The 15,074-nt window shown below is 68.6% G+C and carries 12 protein-coding genes; 4 read left to right on the top strand and 8 right to left on the bottom strand.

Going from position 1 to position 15,074, the window contains the following annotated elements:
• Position 1: 1 nt before the first annotated feature.
• A complete protein-coding gene (locus GSQ87_RS17270; protein ID WP_158916553.1) occupies positions 2-1,534 on the top strand; it encodes an efflux transporter outer membrane subunit in 1,533 nt (510 codons plus the stop codon).
• Between the two features lie 140 nt (positions 1,535-1,674).
• Here the strand turns inward: GSQ87_RS17270 and GSQ87_RS17265 are convergent, their stop codons facing one another.
• On the bottom strand, positions 1,675-3,051 hold the full coding sequence (locus tag GSQ87_RS17265; RefSeq protein WP_158916552.1) for an L-serine ammonia-lyase: 1,377 nt from the start codon (positions 3,049-3,051) through the stop codon (positions 1,675-1,677).
• A 136-nt stretch (positions 3,052-3,187) separates the two neighbouring features.
• Between GSQ87_RS17265 and GSQ87_RS17260 the strand changes: the two genes are divergently transcribed.
• Positions 3,188-5,482, top strand: coding sequence for a transferrin receptor-like dimerization domain-containing protein (locus GSQ87_RS17260; protein WP_158916551.1), 2,295 nt, complete (start codon positions 3,188-3,190; stop codon positions 5,480-5,482).
• 133 nt (positions 5,483-5,615) lie between these two features.
• Here GSQ87_RS17260 and GSQ87_RS17255 read toward each other — a convergent pair whose 3' ends face one another.
• From GSQ87_RS17255 to gyrA, 6 genes are all read right to left on the bottom strand, one after another.
• Positions 5,616-6,680, bottom strand: a complete 1,065-nt coding sequence (locus GSQ87_RS17255; RefSeq protein WP_158916550.1) for a sensor histidine kinase — start codon at positions 6,678-6,680, stop codon at positions 5,616-5,618.
• Positions 6,681-6,685: 5 nt separating this feature from the next.
• On the bottom strand, positions 6,686-7,096 hold the full coding sequence (locus GSQ87_RS17250; protein ID WP_216839470.1) for a response regulator: 411 nt from the start codon (positions 7,094-7,096) through the stop codon (positions 6,686-6,688).
• Between the two features lie 26 nt (positions 7,097-7,122).
• The gene (locus GSQ87_RS17245) at positions 7,123-8,652 is read right to left on the bottom strand and encodes a CHASE3 domain-containing protein (RefSeq protein ID WP_158916548.1); all 1,530 of its coding nucleotides are present in this window, start codon (positions 8,650-8,652) and stop codon (positions 7,123-7,125) included.
• A gap of 7 nt (positions 8,653-8,659) precedes the next feature.
• Positions 8,660-9,607, bottom strand: coding sequence for a peptidylprolyl isomerase (locus tag GSQ87_RS17240; RefSeq protein ID WP_158916547.1), 948 nt, complete (start codon positions 9,605-9,607; stop codon positions 8,660-8,662).
• Positions 9,604-10,092: a pantetheine-phosphate adenylyltransferase gene (gene coaD / locus GSQ87_RS17235; RefSeq protein WP_158916546.1), complete on the bottom strand. Its 489-nt coding sequence runs from the start codon at positions 10,090-10,092 to the stop codon at positions 9,604-9,606. The genes GSQ87_RS17240 and coaD overlap by 4 nt, the downstream gene beginning before the upstream one ends.
• 116 nt (positions 10,093-10,208) lie before the next feature.
• The gene (gene gyrA, locus GSQ87_RS17230; protein WP_254063057.1) at positions 10,209-12,968 is read right to left on the bottom strand and encodes a DNA gyrase subunit A; all 2,760 of its coding nucleotides are present in this window, start codon (positions 12,966-12,968) and stop codon (positions 10,209-10,211) included.
• A gap of 412 nt (positions 12,969-13,380) precedes the next feature.
• Here gyrA and GSQ87_RS17225 point away from each other — a divergent pair, with 412 nt between their 5' ends.
• Complete coding sequence (locus GSQ87_RS17225; protein ID WP_158916545.1) at positions 13,381-13,791, top strand: hypothetical protein; 411 nt, start codon at positions 13,381-13,383, stop codon at positions 13,789-13,791.
• 47 nt (positions 13,792-13,838) lie between these two features.
• A complete protein-coding gene (locus GSQ87_RS17220; protein ID WP_158916544.1) occupies positions 13,839-14,477 on the top strand; it encodes a glutathione S-transferase family protein in 639 nt (212 codons plus the stop codon).
• Positions 14,478-14,502: 25 nt separating this feature from the next.
• Here GSQ87_RS17220 and ssb read toward each other — a convergent pair whose 3' ends face one another.
• Entirely contained in the window at positions 14,503-15,000 is a 498-nt protein-coding gene (ssb, locus tag GSQ87_RS17215) for a single-stranded DNA-binding protein (RefSeq protein WP_158916543.1), read from the bottom strand.
• Between the last annotated feature and the right edge of the window lie 74 nt (positions 15,001-15,074).

Here is a 15,074-nt window from a genome sequence, read left to right as displayed (position 1 = left end):
CATGGCCAAGCGCTTGCGAAATCCTGTCCTGCGCGGCGCTGGGATCGCCGCCCTGGTCGCGACGCTGGGCGGATGCGTGGTCGGACCGGGCTATGTCCCGCCCAAGACGCCCGCGCCGGACGCGGTCGGCGGCGGGAACTTCGCCTCCAACGCCCCCGACATCACCGCCCTGCCGCCCCCGCCGCCGAACTGGTGGCGGCTGTACAACGTCCCCGCGCTCGACGCCCTGGTCCAGGACGCCCTGACCCACAACACCAACCTGCTGCAGGCCGCCGCCAACCTCAGCGTGGCGCGCGCTGCGCTGTCCCAGGCGCGCGCGGGTCGCTTCCCGTCCACCACGCTGTCAGCGGGCGCCCAGTATGGGGTGAGCAGCGACTCCCTGCTGGTGTCCGACATCGAGAACCGCTCGAGCCTGGGCAGCGGCCCAGTCCCCAACGCCGAAGCCTTCTATTCCTACGGCCTGGACGTCTCCTACGAGGTGGACCTGTTCGGCCGCATCACCCGTTCGATCCGGGCGGCCAAGGCGGACTACCAGGCCCAGGCCGCCGCTGCCGACGTGACCCGCATCACCGTCGCGGCCGAGACCACCCGCGCCTACGTCAACGCCTGCGCATTCGCGCAGGAACTGGCGGTGGCCAACCAGTCGCTGAAGATCACCACCGACGGCTACGACGTCATCGCGGGAGAGCTGAACGCCGGCTCGGTGTCGGACTTCGACCTCGCCCGCCAGCGCGCCCTGGTCGAGCAGACCCGCGCCACCATCCCCACCTTCGAGGGCCAGCGGCGCACCGCCCTGTTCGAACTGGCCGTGCTCACCGGCCGCCCGCCGGAAGACATCTCCAAGGCGGCCGACGCCTGCACCGCGCCGCCCGTCCTGGACCAGGTCCTGCCCGTGGGCGACGCCCAGTCCCTGTTCCGTCGCCGGCCCGACGTGCGCCAGGCGGAACGCCAGCTCGCCGCCAATGTCGAACGGATCGGCGTGGCCACCGCCAACCTGTATCCCTCGATCGATATCGGCGGTTCGGCCCTGGAATCGGCCAGCAAGCTCGGCAACCTGGCCTCGGCCAGCGGGCTGGCGTGGAGCGTCGGGCCGATGCTGACCTGGAACTTCCCCAACACCCTGGTGGCCCAGGCCCAGATCCGCCAGGCGCGCGGCACGGCCTCGGCCTCGCTGGCCAACTTCCAGGGCGTGGTGCTGCAGGCGCTGCAGGACACCGAGGAGGCCCTGACCAGCTATGGTTCCGAGCTGCGCCGCCACGCCTCCCTGGCCGCGGCGCTGGAGGCGGACCAGAGGGCGTACGCCTTGGCCCAGGTGCGTTACCGCGACGGCTCGGCCAGCTATCTGGACCTGCTGACCACCGAGACCGAGCTGGTGAACGCCCAGTCCTCGCTGGCCAATTCCAGCCAACTTCTGGCGTCGGACCAGGTGACCGTATTCAAGGCGCTCGGCGGCGGCTGGGAGCAGGCCCCGCCGGTCACACCGCTGGGAATTCCAGACGCCAAGAAGGGCGGGGCGGAAACGCCGGTGAAGTAGGCGGGGGCCTGCGTGCTTCGAGACGCGCTACGCGCTCCTCAGCATGACGAAGGTTGTGGATTGAGTACGACCACCCGGGCCCACCCACGCTCGTCATCCTGAGGAGCCCCAAAGGGGCGTCTCGAAGGACGCAGACGCGTTCAGCACTCGATGACGTTCACCGCCAGCCCGCCCAGGGAGGTCTCCTTGTAGATCTCCTTCATGTCGTCGCCGGTGCGCTTCATAGTGGCGATCACCTTGTCCAGCGAGACAGAGTGCTGGCCGTCGCCCAGCAGGGCCAGGCGGGCGGCGTCGATGGCCTTGATCGCGCCCATGGCGTTGCGCTCGATGCAGGGGATCTGCACCAGCCCGCCGATCGGATCGCAGGTCAGGCCCAGATTGTGCTCCATGCCGATCTCGGCGGCGTTCTCGATCTGGGCGGTGGTGGCGCCCAGCACGGCGGCCAGTCCCGCCGCCGCCATCGAGCAGGCCACCCCCACCTCGCCCTGGCAGCCGACCTCGGCCCCGGAGATCGAGGCGTTGCGCTTGTACAGCGCGCCGATGGCGGCAGCGGTGAGCAGGAAGGTGCGCCGGGTCTCGGGCGTGCCGCGATGGAAGCGGTCGTGGAAGCGCAGCACCGCCGGGATGATCCCGGCGGCGCCGTTGGTCGGCGCCGTCACCACCCGGCCGCCCGCGGCGTTCTCCTCGTTCACCGCCAGGGCCCACAGGTTGATCCAGTCCATGGCCGACAGCGGGTCGACCAGCTGACGCTCCGCCCGACTGACCAGTTCGTCGCGCGCCTGCCTGGCCCGGCGACGCACGTTCAGGCCGCCCGGAAGCACGCCGCCCATCCGCATGCCGCGCTCGATGCAGGCCTCCATGTCGGCGAAGATGCGGTCCAGGCCAGCCAGCACCTCGGCTTCCGGGCGCAGCGCGAGTTCGTTGGCCAGCATCAGTCCGGCGATCGACAGCCCCGCCGCGTCCGCGCTGGCCACCAGTTCGGCCCCCGAGGCGAAGGGATGGGGGACGGGCGCCGATTCGGCCGGGGCGTTGGCGTTCATCTCCGCCTCCGACGCCACGAAGCCGCCGCCGGTGGAATAGTAGACCCGCGCGAAGGTCTCGACCTCGCCTGAGACATTGGCCGCGAAACGCAGGGCGTTGGGATGGCGCGGGAGGCGGTTGAAGCCTTCCCAGGCGATGTCCTGCGCCTCGTCGAACGCGATGGTCGGCCCGCCCATTCCCAGCGTCATCCGCCCACTGGCGCGCAGGGCTTCCAGCGCGGCGTCGCCCACATCGGGGTCCAGGGTGGCGGGCGCATGGCCCATCAGGCCCAGCATCACCGCCCGATCGGTGGCGTGCCCGCGTCCGGTCAAGGCCAGCGAGCCATGCAGCGTGACCCGCACCTGCTCCACCCCAGCCAGTTGTCCCGCCTCGGCCAGCTCGCCCAGGAACCGCACGGCGGCGGTCATCGGGCCCATGGTGTGCGAGCTGGAAGGACCCACGCCGGGCTTGAAAAGATCGAAAACACTGGTGTTCATGGGCGAAATACACTGCATCCAGATCGAAAACGCCATCCGATCGCGAAAAGCAGCGTGAATTCGAGCGGGGCTATGGCCAAGCCCGACTTTCAAGATATCGTCGCAATGCCGCCGTTTTCTCGACCTGGAGACCTGCATGCCCCTGCGCCGCCTCGCCTGCGTTGCGAGCCTTTCCCTCGCCGCCTTGGCGGTCGCCATGTCCCACGACGCCATAGCGCAGGACGCGGGCATGCTGGGCTTCACCGCCGGCCACGCCGCCGCCGAGCACACCCGCGAACAGGCCCTGGACGCCAGCGTCAGCACCGCCGACCTGGACGCCTGGCTGCTGCGGATGGCCTCGGGACCCAACCAAGTCGGAGCGCCCCACGACCGCGACAACGCCGAATGGCAGCTGCAGCAGTTCAAGGCCTGGGGCTGGGACGCCCATATCGAGACCTTCCAGGTGCTCTACCCGACGCCGATCTCCGAAAGCCTGGAGCTGCTCGGGCCTCATCCCTACACCGCCAAGCTGCATGAGCCGGCCGTGGTCGGGGACCGCACCTCCGCCGACATGCCGGGCGTGCTGCCCCCGTATCTCGCCTACCAGGGCGACGGCGACGTCACAGCGCCCCTGGTCTACGTCAACTTCGGCATGCCGGACGACTACAAGGCCCTGGCTCGCCAAGGGGTCGACGTGCGTGGCAAGATCGTCATCGCGCGATACGGCGGCGGCTGGCGCGGCCTGAAGCCGAAGCTGGCCCAGCAACACGGCGCGGTCGGCTGCATCATCTATTCCGACCCGCATGAGGACGGCTACTACAGCGACGACATCTATCCCAAGGGGCCGCAGCGTCCGCCCGAGGGCGTGCAGCGCGGCTCGGTCAACGACATCATCCTGTATTCCGGCGATCCCCTGACGCCCGGCGTGGGCGCCACCGCCGACGCCAAGCGGCTGACGCGCGAGACCGCGCCGACGCTGATGAAGATCCCGGCGATCCCGATCTCCTACGCCGACGCCCTGCCTCTGCTGCAGTCGCTGGGCGGCCCACTGGCGGAGCCTAGCTTCCGCGGCGCCCTGCCGATCACCTATCACCTCGGGCCGGGGCCGATGGTTCATCTGGCCGTCAAGTCGGACTGGAGCCTGAAGCCGCTCTACGACGTGGTGGCGACGATGAAGGGGTCCGAGCATCCCGACCAGTGGGTGGTGCGCGGCAACCACCACGACGGCTGGGTGTTCGGAGCCGAGGACCCGCTGTCGGGTCAGGTGGCGCTGATGGCCGAGGCCAAGGCCATCGGCCAGCTGGCCAAGACTGGCTGGAAGCCCAAGCGCACCCTGGTCTACACCAGCTGGGACGGGGAAGAGCCCGGCCTGCTGGGCTCCACCGAATGGGCCGAGCAGCACGCCGACGAACTGCAGAAGAAGGCGGTCGTCTACATCAACTCCGACAACATCGACCGCGGCTTCCTGCGGGTCGAGGGCAGCCACGAACTGCAGCGGCTCAGCAACGAGATCGCCGGCGACGTGAAGGACCCCGAGACCGGCGTCACCTTGCTGGCCCGCCAACGCGCCCGCGCCCTGGTCGAGGGGCAGAACCCGACCGGCGCGCGCGCGGACGAGATTCGCAAGGAGGCCAAGGCGGCGGCCAGCGGCGGCGACCTGCCGATCGGCGCCCTGGGATCGGGATCGGACTACACGCCGTTCCTGCAACACCTGGGCATCGCCTCGTTGAACGTGGGCTTCGGCGGCGAGGCGCCCAGCGGCGGCGAGTACCACTCCGCCTACGACACCTACGACCACTACACCCGCTTCGACGATCCGGGCATGAAGTACAGCGCGGCCCTGGCCCGCACGGTGGGGCGCTTCGTGCTCCGCTACGCCGACGCCGACGCCGCGCCGGTGGACGTGAACGGCTTCGCCGAGACGGTCGGGGGCTATGTCGACGAGCTGCACAAGCTGGCCGATCATGCGCGCGAGCAGACGGTTTCGCGTGAAAAGGCGATCAAGGCCGGCGCCTACACGCTCGCCGCCGATCCCATGCGCCCGATGGGGGCCCCGGAACTTGAAGCGGCGGTGCCGCCGGTGGCCTTCGCGCCGCTGGACCAGGCCGCGGCCCGGCTCAAGGCCAGCGCCGCCCACTTCCAGCAGGCCTACAGCGCCGATGCGGTCGCCGCCCTGCCGACGGCCCGCCGCGCGGAGCTGGAGAAGGTGCTGCAGAGCGCCGATCAGGCGCTGATGGACCCGGCCGGCCTGCCCGGCCGGCCCTGGTATCAGAACATGATCTACGCGCCGGGCATGGAGACCGGTTACGGCGTGAAGACGGTTCCGGGCGTGCGTGAAGCGATCGAGGGCCGCCGGTGGGCGGAGGCGGATCACTTCGCCGAGATCACAGCGCGCAGCATCAACGCCTATAGCGACCGCCTCGACAAGGCGGCGGCGCTGCTGACGCGGTGAGATAGTTTCTCCTCCCCTGCGTAAGCGGGGGAGGGGGAGGGGGAGGGGGAGCTTATAGGGCTCAGACAGCTGGAGCCCCCTCCGTCGGCTTCGCCGCCACCTCCCCTGCTGACGCAGGGGAGGAGAAATCTGCCTAACCTTGGAAAGCCAGCACCGCGCGGGTGCCCCGGTGCGCGAGGTCGAACTCGACGCGTGAGCCAAGGCTCTTGGCCATGGCGGCGATGACGCGCTGACCCAGGCCCGTGCCCTTGACCACGATCTCGTCGCCCATGCCTTGGCCGTCGTCTTCGACCACCAGGCGCAGTTGCTGCCGTACCCCAGCCTCCAGAATGACCCGAACCTCGCCATCCTGGCCGACCGGGTAGGCGTACTTGAAGGCGTTGGTGACCAGCTCGGCGACCACGACCCCCAGCGACACCGCCTTGTCGGGGTTCAGCATCACCGCATGGGCGGTCAGCCGGATCGGGCGTTCGCCGCCGTCGGCGGCCAGGGACTGCTGGAGCTCGTCCACCAAGCCGGTCAGGTATTCGCTCATGTCGACGTTCTGCACGTCGTCGGAGGTGTAGAGCCGCCGGTGAACCTGCATCACGGCGGCGATGCGGGCCTGGGTGTCGCGAAGCGCTTCCTGGGCCGCCGGGTCCGACAGCGCCGCGCTCTGCAGATGGACCAGCGAGGAGATCAGTTGCAGGCTGTTGGCGACCCGGTGGTTGACCTCGCGCAGCATGACGGCCTGGCGCGCCACGACGGCTTCGAGGCGGGCGTTGGCCTCGCCCAGCGCGCGCTCGGCCGCATCGCGCTGGCGGCGCAGGCGCACCTGGTCGAGCGCCTGGTTGAGCGCATTGGCCAGCAGATCCTGGAAATCCTCGGCACCGGACTTGACCACATAGTCCGCCGCCCCGGCCTTGAGCGCGGCCACAGCGATGCGGCTTTCATCCGAGCCCGTCACATAGACGATGGGCGGCGGCGATTGCAGCCGGCGCAGTTCGGCGAGCGTGGTCAGGCCGTCCTGGGTCGGCATGTAGTGGTCGAGCGCCATGACGTCGTAGGCCTGCTCGGAGGCCATCTGCACCGCCCGCCGCCCGTCGGTGACGGAGGTCACATTGAAGCCGCGCCGGTCCAGCGTGCGCTTCACCAGGTGGCACAGCGTCTCGTCGTCGTCGATGTAGAGCAGCCGCGGCCGCTCGCTGGCGGCCGCCATTTCCGTCACTTGCCGGCCTCGGGGACCTGGATCACCGACAGGAACAGGCCGAGCTGACGGATGGCCTCGGCGAAGGCCTCGTAGTTCACCGGCTTGGTCACGTAGACGTTGCAGCCGAGGTCGTAGCAGCGCTGGATTTCGACCTTGTCGTCGGTGGTGGTCAGCACCACGACGGGCGTGCGCTTCAGCGAGGGCGCGGCCTTGATCTTGGCCAGGATGTCGGTCCCGCTCATATCGGGCAGGTTCAGGTCGAGCAGGATCAGCGCCGGGCCGTTCATCGACGGGCCGTCCTTGCCGTTGAACAGGAACTCCAGCGCCGAGGTGCCGTCGAGGAAGTGGCGGATGTCGTTGAAGATGCCGGCGCGGCGGATGTTGCGCTCGATCAGGCGCGCGTGACCCTCATCGTCCTCGATCATGACGATGGTGACGGGCTGATGGCTGGTCAAACGGGCTTGTCCTCAATCCGGCGGGCCGTGCGTGGCAGAGAGACGCGAAATGTCGTTCCCTGGTCAAGCGCGGATTCGAGTGAAATGGTCCCACCCAGGCGTACGATCAGGGCGCGGACGTGGGCCAGCCCGATGCCTTCGCCCGGCTGATCCTGGGCGCCGGCGCGGCGAAACAACTCGAACACACGCTCGTAATCCTTGGCGTCGATGCCGCGGCCATTGTCCTGAATCTCGTAGATGTTGAACGCGCCCTCCGTCCGCCCACGCACGATCACATGACCGGGACGCCCCGGCTTGAGATATTTAAGCGCGTTCTCGACGATGTTGCCGAAGACCTGCTCGGTGGCGAGGCGGTCGCTCTGCAGATTGGGCAGCGTCCCCTCGATCTCGACCACCGCCTCGCGCGCGTCGGCCTGATGCTGCAACGAAGCGGCGATCCCCTCGATCAGCGCGTCCATGGCGATGTCTTCGGGATTGAGGGTGCGGCGCCCCTCGCGCGACAGCTTCAGGATGGCGTTGATCAGCCGGTCCATCTTCTGGGTGGAGGAGCGGATGAAGCCGATGGATTCCGGCAGGTCCTCTTCCACCGCGGTCCGCGCATCGGGGAACATCAAGGCCGGGGCCTCCGCCTCCACCGTGTCGGCGAGGCGGTGCAGGGCTTTCAGCGCCACCTCCAGCTCGCTGGTGAAGCCCATGATGTTGACCAGGGGCGCGCGTAGGTCGTGGCTGACGATATAGGCGAAGCGCTGGATCTCCTCGTTGGCGCGGGTCAGGTCCTGGGTGCGCGCCTGCACTGCGTCCTCCAGCCCCTCGTTCATCTTGCGCAGCGCCAACTGGGACCGATCCAGGTCGGCGGCGTAGCGGCGCATGAGCACGAAGGCGCCCACCGCGATCAGGGCCAGCATGATCCCGGACGCCAGCTCCACCACCAGCAGCATCTCGGCATTGGCGGCCTGGCCGCTGGAACGCTCCTCGAGCAGCCGGCCCTCTTCGTTGGCCATGCCCAGGGCGATGTCGCGAACCGCGTTGAGCAGCGGCTGGTCGGCGCGGATCAGGGCGGCGGGATCGGTGGGGCGGGCGTCCATCCGCGCCGCCTGCAAGGTGCTCTCCTGCATCGCCAGCATCTGGGTGATCCGGGACTGCAAAAGGTCGACGTTATGCTGTTCGGCCGAATTGTCGGCCATGAGGGCCCTCAGCGTCTCGACCAGCTGCGGCAAGCGGTTGGCCGAGGTGCGATAGCCGTCGAGGTAAAGGGCGTCGCCGGTGATCAGATAGCCCCGCTGAGCGCCTTCCGTGCGCTCCAGGGTGACCCGCAGGTCGCCGATCTTCTGGTCGACCTGATAGGTATGGTTCACCCAGTGGGTGAAGTCCTGGTCGCGCGACACCAGCACCACGGTCAGGATGGAGACGCCCACCAGCACCAGGAAGCCCAGCGATACGGCGAGCAACATCAACTGCCGCACGCGGCGGGCGGCGCGAACCTCGGCCGCGACCGCGCCCGCCTCGGTGATGGCGGCGGCGGTCACGGCCAGCTTAGCGGACCTGAGAGGGAAGCTGCATGTCGCAGATCGAGAAGTCCGCGCCCTTGTCCGACCGCGCCCGGTCGAGCAGCGCCTTGAAGCTGGTGCTGCCCGCGTCCAGCACCCGCACGTTCACGTGTTCGCCCGCCGGCAGGTCCGAACCTAGCCGCAGCCGGGTCATGCGGTCGGCCGGCGGCGCCGCCGGTTCGCCCACCTTGAACGACTTGACCACGTCCTCGCCGGCGATCACGCGACCGAAGCCGGTGTAGCGCTTTTCCAGCGAGGGGTAGTTCTCGCGCATCAGGAAGAACTGGCTGTTGGCGGAGTCCGGGCTGGCGCTGCGGGCCATGCCGGCGATGCCCGAGCAGAACAGCGGCCAGGCGGTCGCCTTGCCGTCGGCGGTCATGGCCATGATCACGTCGGGTTGGCTTTCCACCGGCATGGAGCCGATGAAGCCGATAGCGCCGCCCGAGGGCTCGGCCACCAGGACGAAGCGCATATTGTGGTCGCGGCGGAAGGTGAACTCGCCGGCCAGGTCCGGCAGGGTCGAACCGCCCTCGCCAGTGTTCTTCGGATCGCCGGTCTGGGCCATGAAGTCGTCGATCACCCGGAAGAACTCCAGGCCGTCGTAGAAGTGCTGCCGCGCCAAGGCCTTCACCCGCGCCACGCTGGCCGGCGCCACCTCGGGCGACAGCTCGACAATGATGCGGCCCTTGTTGGTGTCGATCACCATCAGGTTGTCAGGGTCGGGCGTGCGCCAGTCGCCCTCGGCGATAGGCACGGGCGTTTCCTTGGGCGAGGGCGTCAGCGGGTCCAGGCCGTGCAACGGAATGGCCGGCGCCTGGGTCGCGTTCTTGGACGGCGGCCGCTTGGACTCCTGCGCCAGGGCGGGGCTCGTGGCGCCCAGGATGGCGGCCAGCATGGTTACGGCGCAGACGGCGCGCCCAGTGGAAATGTTCATCGCTGGTATTTGGCTCTCAAGCTTTCGACCACGCCGGGCGTCACGAAGGCGGAGACGTCGCCGCCCAGGCGGGCGATCTCCTTGACCAGTCGCGAGGCCACGGCCTGGTGGTGGGGGTCGGCCATCAGGAAGACGGTTTCGATCTCGCGATTGAGCTGCTGGTTCATCGCGGTCATCTGGAACTCGTACTCGAAGTCGGCCACCGCGCGCAGCCCGCGGATGATCATGGAGGCCCCGACCTCCTCGGCGAAATGCATCAGCAGGCTGTCGAAGGGACGCGCCGTGATCTCGCATCTGCCCTGCAGGTGGGCGCACTCGCGCATCACCATGTCCACCCGCTCTTCCAGGCTGAACAGGGGACCCTTTTCCTGGTTGACGGCGATGCCGATCACCAGCCGGTCAAGCAGCTTCACCGCCCGGCCGATGATGTCCAGGTGACCGTTGGTGATGGGATCGAAAGTCCCGGGATATAGGCCGGTGAGCACGTAAATCCTGCCGCGCCGTTGGCGTTGAGCGAGCCGTAGCGGGCGGCGACGCTTTCCACAAGCGGCGTCGGCCGTTCCGCCTCATCTCCCCTGCCCGAAGGGGCATGGAAGCAGAATTAGACTTCCTCGCCCTCGTCCAGGATCTCGTCGTCCTCCCCATCGCTCTCCAGCCGCTCCACCGAGACGACGCGCTCGCCATCGGTGCGGAAGATGGTCACGCCCTGCGTGTTGCGCGCGGCGATGCGGATGGTTTGGATGCGGGTGCGGATCAGCTGGCCGCCGTCGGTGACCAGCAGCAGCTGGTCGCTGTCCTCGACCGGGAAGCTGGCGGCGAGCTTGCCGCCGCGGCCTTGCAGGTTGTGGGCGATCAGGCCCTGGCCGCCGCGCCCGGTCAGCCGGTAGTCGTAGGCCGAGGTGCGCTTGCCGTAGCCGTTGTCGGTGACCGTCAGGATGAACTGTTCGGCCGCGCCGAGTTCGATGTAGCGCTCCTGGGTCAGGCTGGCGTCCAGGTCGACGCCCTCTTCGGCCTCGATCTCGGTAGCTTCTTCTTCGACGCCTTCGGCCGAGTCCAGGTCGCCGATGGCGGCGCGGGCGGCGGCGGAGCGGCGCAGATAGTCCACCCGTTCGCCCGGCGTGGCCTCCACATGGCGCAGAATGGCCATGGAGATCACCTCGTCGCCCGAGGCCAGGCGCACGCCGCGCACGCCGGTGGACTCGCGGCTCTGGAACACCCGCAGGTCGCCGACCGCGAAGCGGATGCAGCGGCCCATGGCGGTGGTCAGCAGTACGTCCTGGTCCTCGGTGCAGAGCTGCACGCCCAGGATATGCTCGCCCTCGCCGAGCTTCATGGCGATCTTGCCGGCCCGGTTGACGTTGACGAAGTCCGACAGCTTGTTGCGGCGCACGTCGCCCGACGAGGTGGCGAACAGCACGTCCAGCCGTTCCCACTGAGCCTCGTCTTCGGGCAGGGGCAGGACGGTGGTGATGCGGTCGCCGGGCTCCAGCGGCAGCAGGTTGACGAAGGCCTTGCCGCGCGCGTTGGCGGCGGTGTTGGGCAGTTTCCAGACCTTGAGTTTGTAGACCTTGCCGGCCGAGGAGAAGAACAGCACCGGCGCATGGGTGGAGGCGGCGAAGATGCGGGTGACCACATCCTCTTCCTTCATGCTCATGCCCGAGCGGCCCTTGCCGCCGCGATGCTGGGTCCGGTAGGCGGACAGGGGGGTGCGCTTGACGTAGCCGCCGTGGGTGACGGTGACCACCATCTCCTCGCGCGGGATCAGGTCCTCGTCCTCGACGTCGGCGTCGCCGTCGACGATCTGGGTGCGGCGGGGGACGGCGAAGGCCTCGCGGACCTCGACCAGTTCCTCGCGCACGATGCCCATGATCCGCTCGCGCGAGCCCAGGATCGCCAGGTAGCCGGCGATGGCGTCGGCCAGGGTGCGGGCCTCGCCGAAGATCTCGTCGCGGCCGAGCCCGGTCAAGCGCGACAGGGTCAGGGCCAGGATCGCCCGGGCCTGCTCTTCGGACAGCCGCACCCTGTCGTCTTCCACCACCACGGTGCGCGGGTCCTGGATCAGGCCGATCAGCTCGATCATGTCGCCCACCGGCCAGGCGCGGGCGCACAGCCGTTCACGCGCCTCGTTGGGGTTGGCCGACGAGCGGATGATCACGATCACCTCGTCGATATTGGCCACCGCGATCGCCAGGCCCACCAGGACGTGGCCCCGGTTGCGGGCCTTGGTCAGCTCGAACTTGGTGCGGCGGACCACGACCTCCTCGCGGAAGTCGAGGAAACAGTCGAGCAGGACCCGCAGGCCCATCTGCTCGGGCCGGCCACGGTTCAGCGCCAGCATGTTGACCCCGAACGAGGTCTGCAGCGGGGTGAAGCGGTAGAGCTGGTTCAGCACCACGTCGGCGGAGGCGTCGCGCTTCAGCTCGATCACCACGCGCATGCCGTCGCGGTCGCTCTCGTCGCGCAGGTCCGAGATGCCCTCGATGCGCTTTTCGCGGACCAGGTCGGCGATGCGCTCGACCATGGCGGCCTTGTTCACCTGATACGGGATCTCGGTGATGATGATGGCTTCGCGGTCGCGCTTGGTGGTCTCGATCGCCGCCTTGCCGCGCATGATCACCGGGCCGCGGCCGCTGATCAGCGCCTGGCGCGCGCCCGAACGGCCGATGATCTCGCCGCCGGTGGGGAAGTCGGGCCCGGGAACGATGTCCAGCAGCCGCTCCAGCTCAACCGCCGGGTCGTCGATGATCGCCAGGCAGGCGTCGATGATCTCGCCGAGATTGTGCGGCGGGATGTTGGTGGCCATGCCCACCGCGATGCCGCCCGCGCCGTTGACCAACAGGTTCGGCACGCGCGAGGGCATCACCGTCGGCTCGTGCTCGGCGCCGTCGTAGTTGTCCTGAAAGGCGACGGTGTCCTTGTCGAGGTCGGCCAGCAGCGCCTCGGCGGCGCGGGTCATACGGCACTCGGTGTAGCGCATGGCGGCGGGCGGATCGTTGTCCACCGAGCCGAAGTTGCCCTGGCCGTCGATCAGCACCAGCCCCATGGAGAAGGGCTGGGCCATGCGCACCAGGGCGTCATAGACCGAGGCGTCGCCGTGGGGGTGGTACTTACCGATGACGTCGCCGACCACGCGGGCCGACTTGCGATAGGCGCCGGTGGCCGAGAAGCCGTTCTCGTGCATGGAGAACAGGATACGGCGGTGCACGGGCTTCAGCCCGTCGCGCGCATCGGGCAGCGCTCGGCTGACGATCACGCTCATGGCGTAATCGAGATAGGAGCGCTTCATCTCCGTCTCGATGGCGATGGGGGAAATTCCCCCGCGCTCGGCCGGGGGAATCGAGGTGGGCGCGTCGTCGCTCAAGAAGTCAACCGATCGGGGTCTGCAAAGGGCTTTAGGGCCCGGGATTCTCGCCTTCGGCGAATCAGGACCCTTAAGCCGCCGTTAAGGATTACCACCGGCGTCAGACGGGTCAAACCGCGTTCGCGCCGGCCTGTCGAAGGCTCCCTGTATGGAGGTTTTTGGTGGGTTTTCCAATTCGAAAGCTGTGCGGCAGAGCGGCGCTCATCACACTGATGCTCGTGGGCGGGATGTTGGCGGCCAGCATGAGCTATGCGGACGACGACGACGGGTCCCAAACCGCCGGTCCACAGACCCTCGCCTTCCCCTCCGCCGTCGCGGCGACCCCGAATTCGACGGGTCGCACGCACCGGCCCCTTGCGGACTGATCAGACGTCTCCGATGTCTTCGAGGCTGGTCATGCGAGGATTACCCCATGAAGACGCTAGCCGCCCTCTCCGCCCTAGCGCTCTGCCTGAGCGCGGGGATTGGCCACGCCCAAGTCTATAACGCCACGCTGGGCTTCGGAGGGGTCGAGCCCGACATCGGGTGTATCCGCGGCGCCCAGGTCGGCAGCCGGTTCCCGGTGAACGTCTACGACGCGCATACTCACGAGCGCGTGCTGGCGAACATCAGCCGCTGCACGGGCGGCTACATAAAAGCGGTGAACGAGGACACCGGCGCGCACTGGAACGCGGACATGTTCGAGAACGGAACCGCGCGCGGGCGCGACGCCGACGGCCATGCCTGGCGCTACGATCCCAGGGCGCGCCAGTTCACCAACCTGGCCACCAACGCCACCTGCGCCCATACCGATCTGCGCCACGTCTGCGCGGTCGAGCGCTGAGCCCGCACGTACTGGCCGAGCCGCCGTTCTCGGTTTAGATCGACGGGATGTATAGCCTCTACTATTCGCCCGGCACGGCCAGCCTAGCGGTCCACTGGATGCTGATCGAACTCGGCGTCCCGTTCGAGCTTCGGCTGGTCGACATCGAGACCAAGGCGCAGAGGTCGCCCGAGTACCTGGCGATCAACCCCAGCGGCCAAGTGCCGGCGATGGTGATCGAAGGCGTCGCCTACGCCGAGTGCGCCGCCCTGTTGATGCTGCTGGCCGAACGCCATCCCGAGCGAGGCTTCGCGCCGCCGCCGGGCGATCCGCAGCGCGCGGCCTACCTGCAATGGATGATCTATTTCGCCAACACCCTACAGCCGGCCTTCCGCGCCTGGTTCTATGCGGACGAACCGGCGGGCGCGGCGAACGCCGAGGCGGCTATGGCCGCTGCGCGTTCCCGGATCGAAACAGCCTGGGACCGGCTGGATGGCGTTTTCGCCGACGGTCGACCCTTCCTGCTTGGCGAACGCCTGAGCGCTACGGACTTCCTGGCCGCGATGCTCACCCGCTGGTCGCGCAACATGCCCAGGCCCGCCGCCGCATGGCCGCATCTCGGCGCCTATGTCGCGCGCATGCGGTCCATGCCGTCCCTGCGGGAAGTCCATGTCCGGGAAGGGCTGGCCGACTGGATCGACGGCTAGCGGCCCTCCCGGAAGAACGCGTTCCCTAGAACGGGATTTCGTCGTCCAGGTCGAAGTTCTCGCGCGGGCCGCCGCCGCCCTGGGCCGGCTTGCCGGGATTGAACCCGCCACCGCCGCCGCTCCCACCGCCGCTGTAGCCACCCTCGTCGCCGCCGCCCTCGGCCCCGCCGCCGCGGCCGCCCAGCATGGTCAGCTCGCCGCGGAACTTCTGCAGCACGATCTCGGTGGTGTAGCGCTCGGCCCCGGACTGGTCGGTGTACTTGCGGGTCTGGATCGCGCCCTCGATGTAGACGGTCGAGCCCTTGCGCAGATAGCTCTCGGCCACCTTCACCAGGTTATCGTTGAAGATCACCACCTGGTGCCATTCGGTCCGCTCCTTGCGCTCGCCGGAGGTGCGGTCGCGCCAGGTTTCGGAGGTGGCGATGCGCAGGTTGGCGACCCGGTCGCCGGAGTTCAGGGTCCGCACCTCCGGGTCCTTGCCCAGATTGCCGATCAGGATGACTTTGTTGACGCTGCCGGCCATCGCCGTCGCTCCTCAGTTTGTTCTGTTTACGTTCGCAGCTTTCGGCTGCGGAAGTCAATGTGGCCGGTTTGGCC

This window comes from Caulobacter sp. S45, assembly GCF_009765965.1.
In the GTDB taxonomy this organism is placed as follows: Bacteria; Pseudomonadota; Alphaproteobacteria; order Caulobacterales; family Caulobacteraceae; genus CAHJWH01.
The sequence above is the reverse complement of the archived record's forward strand: the minus strand, read 5'-3'. Positions and strand labels throughout refer to the sequence as shown.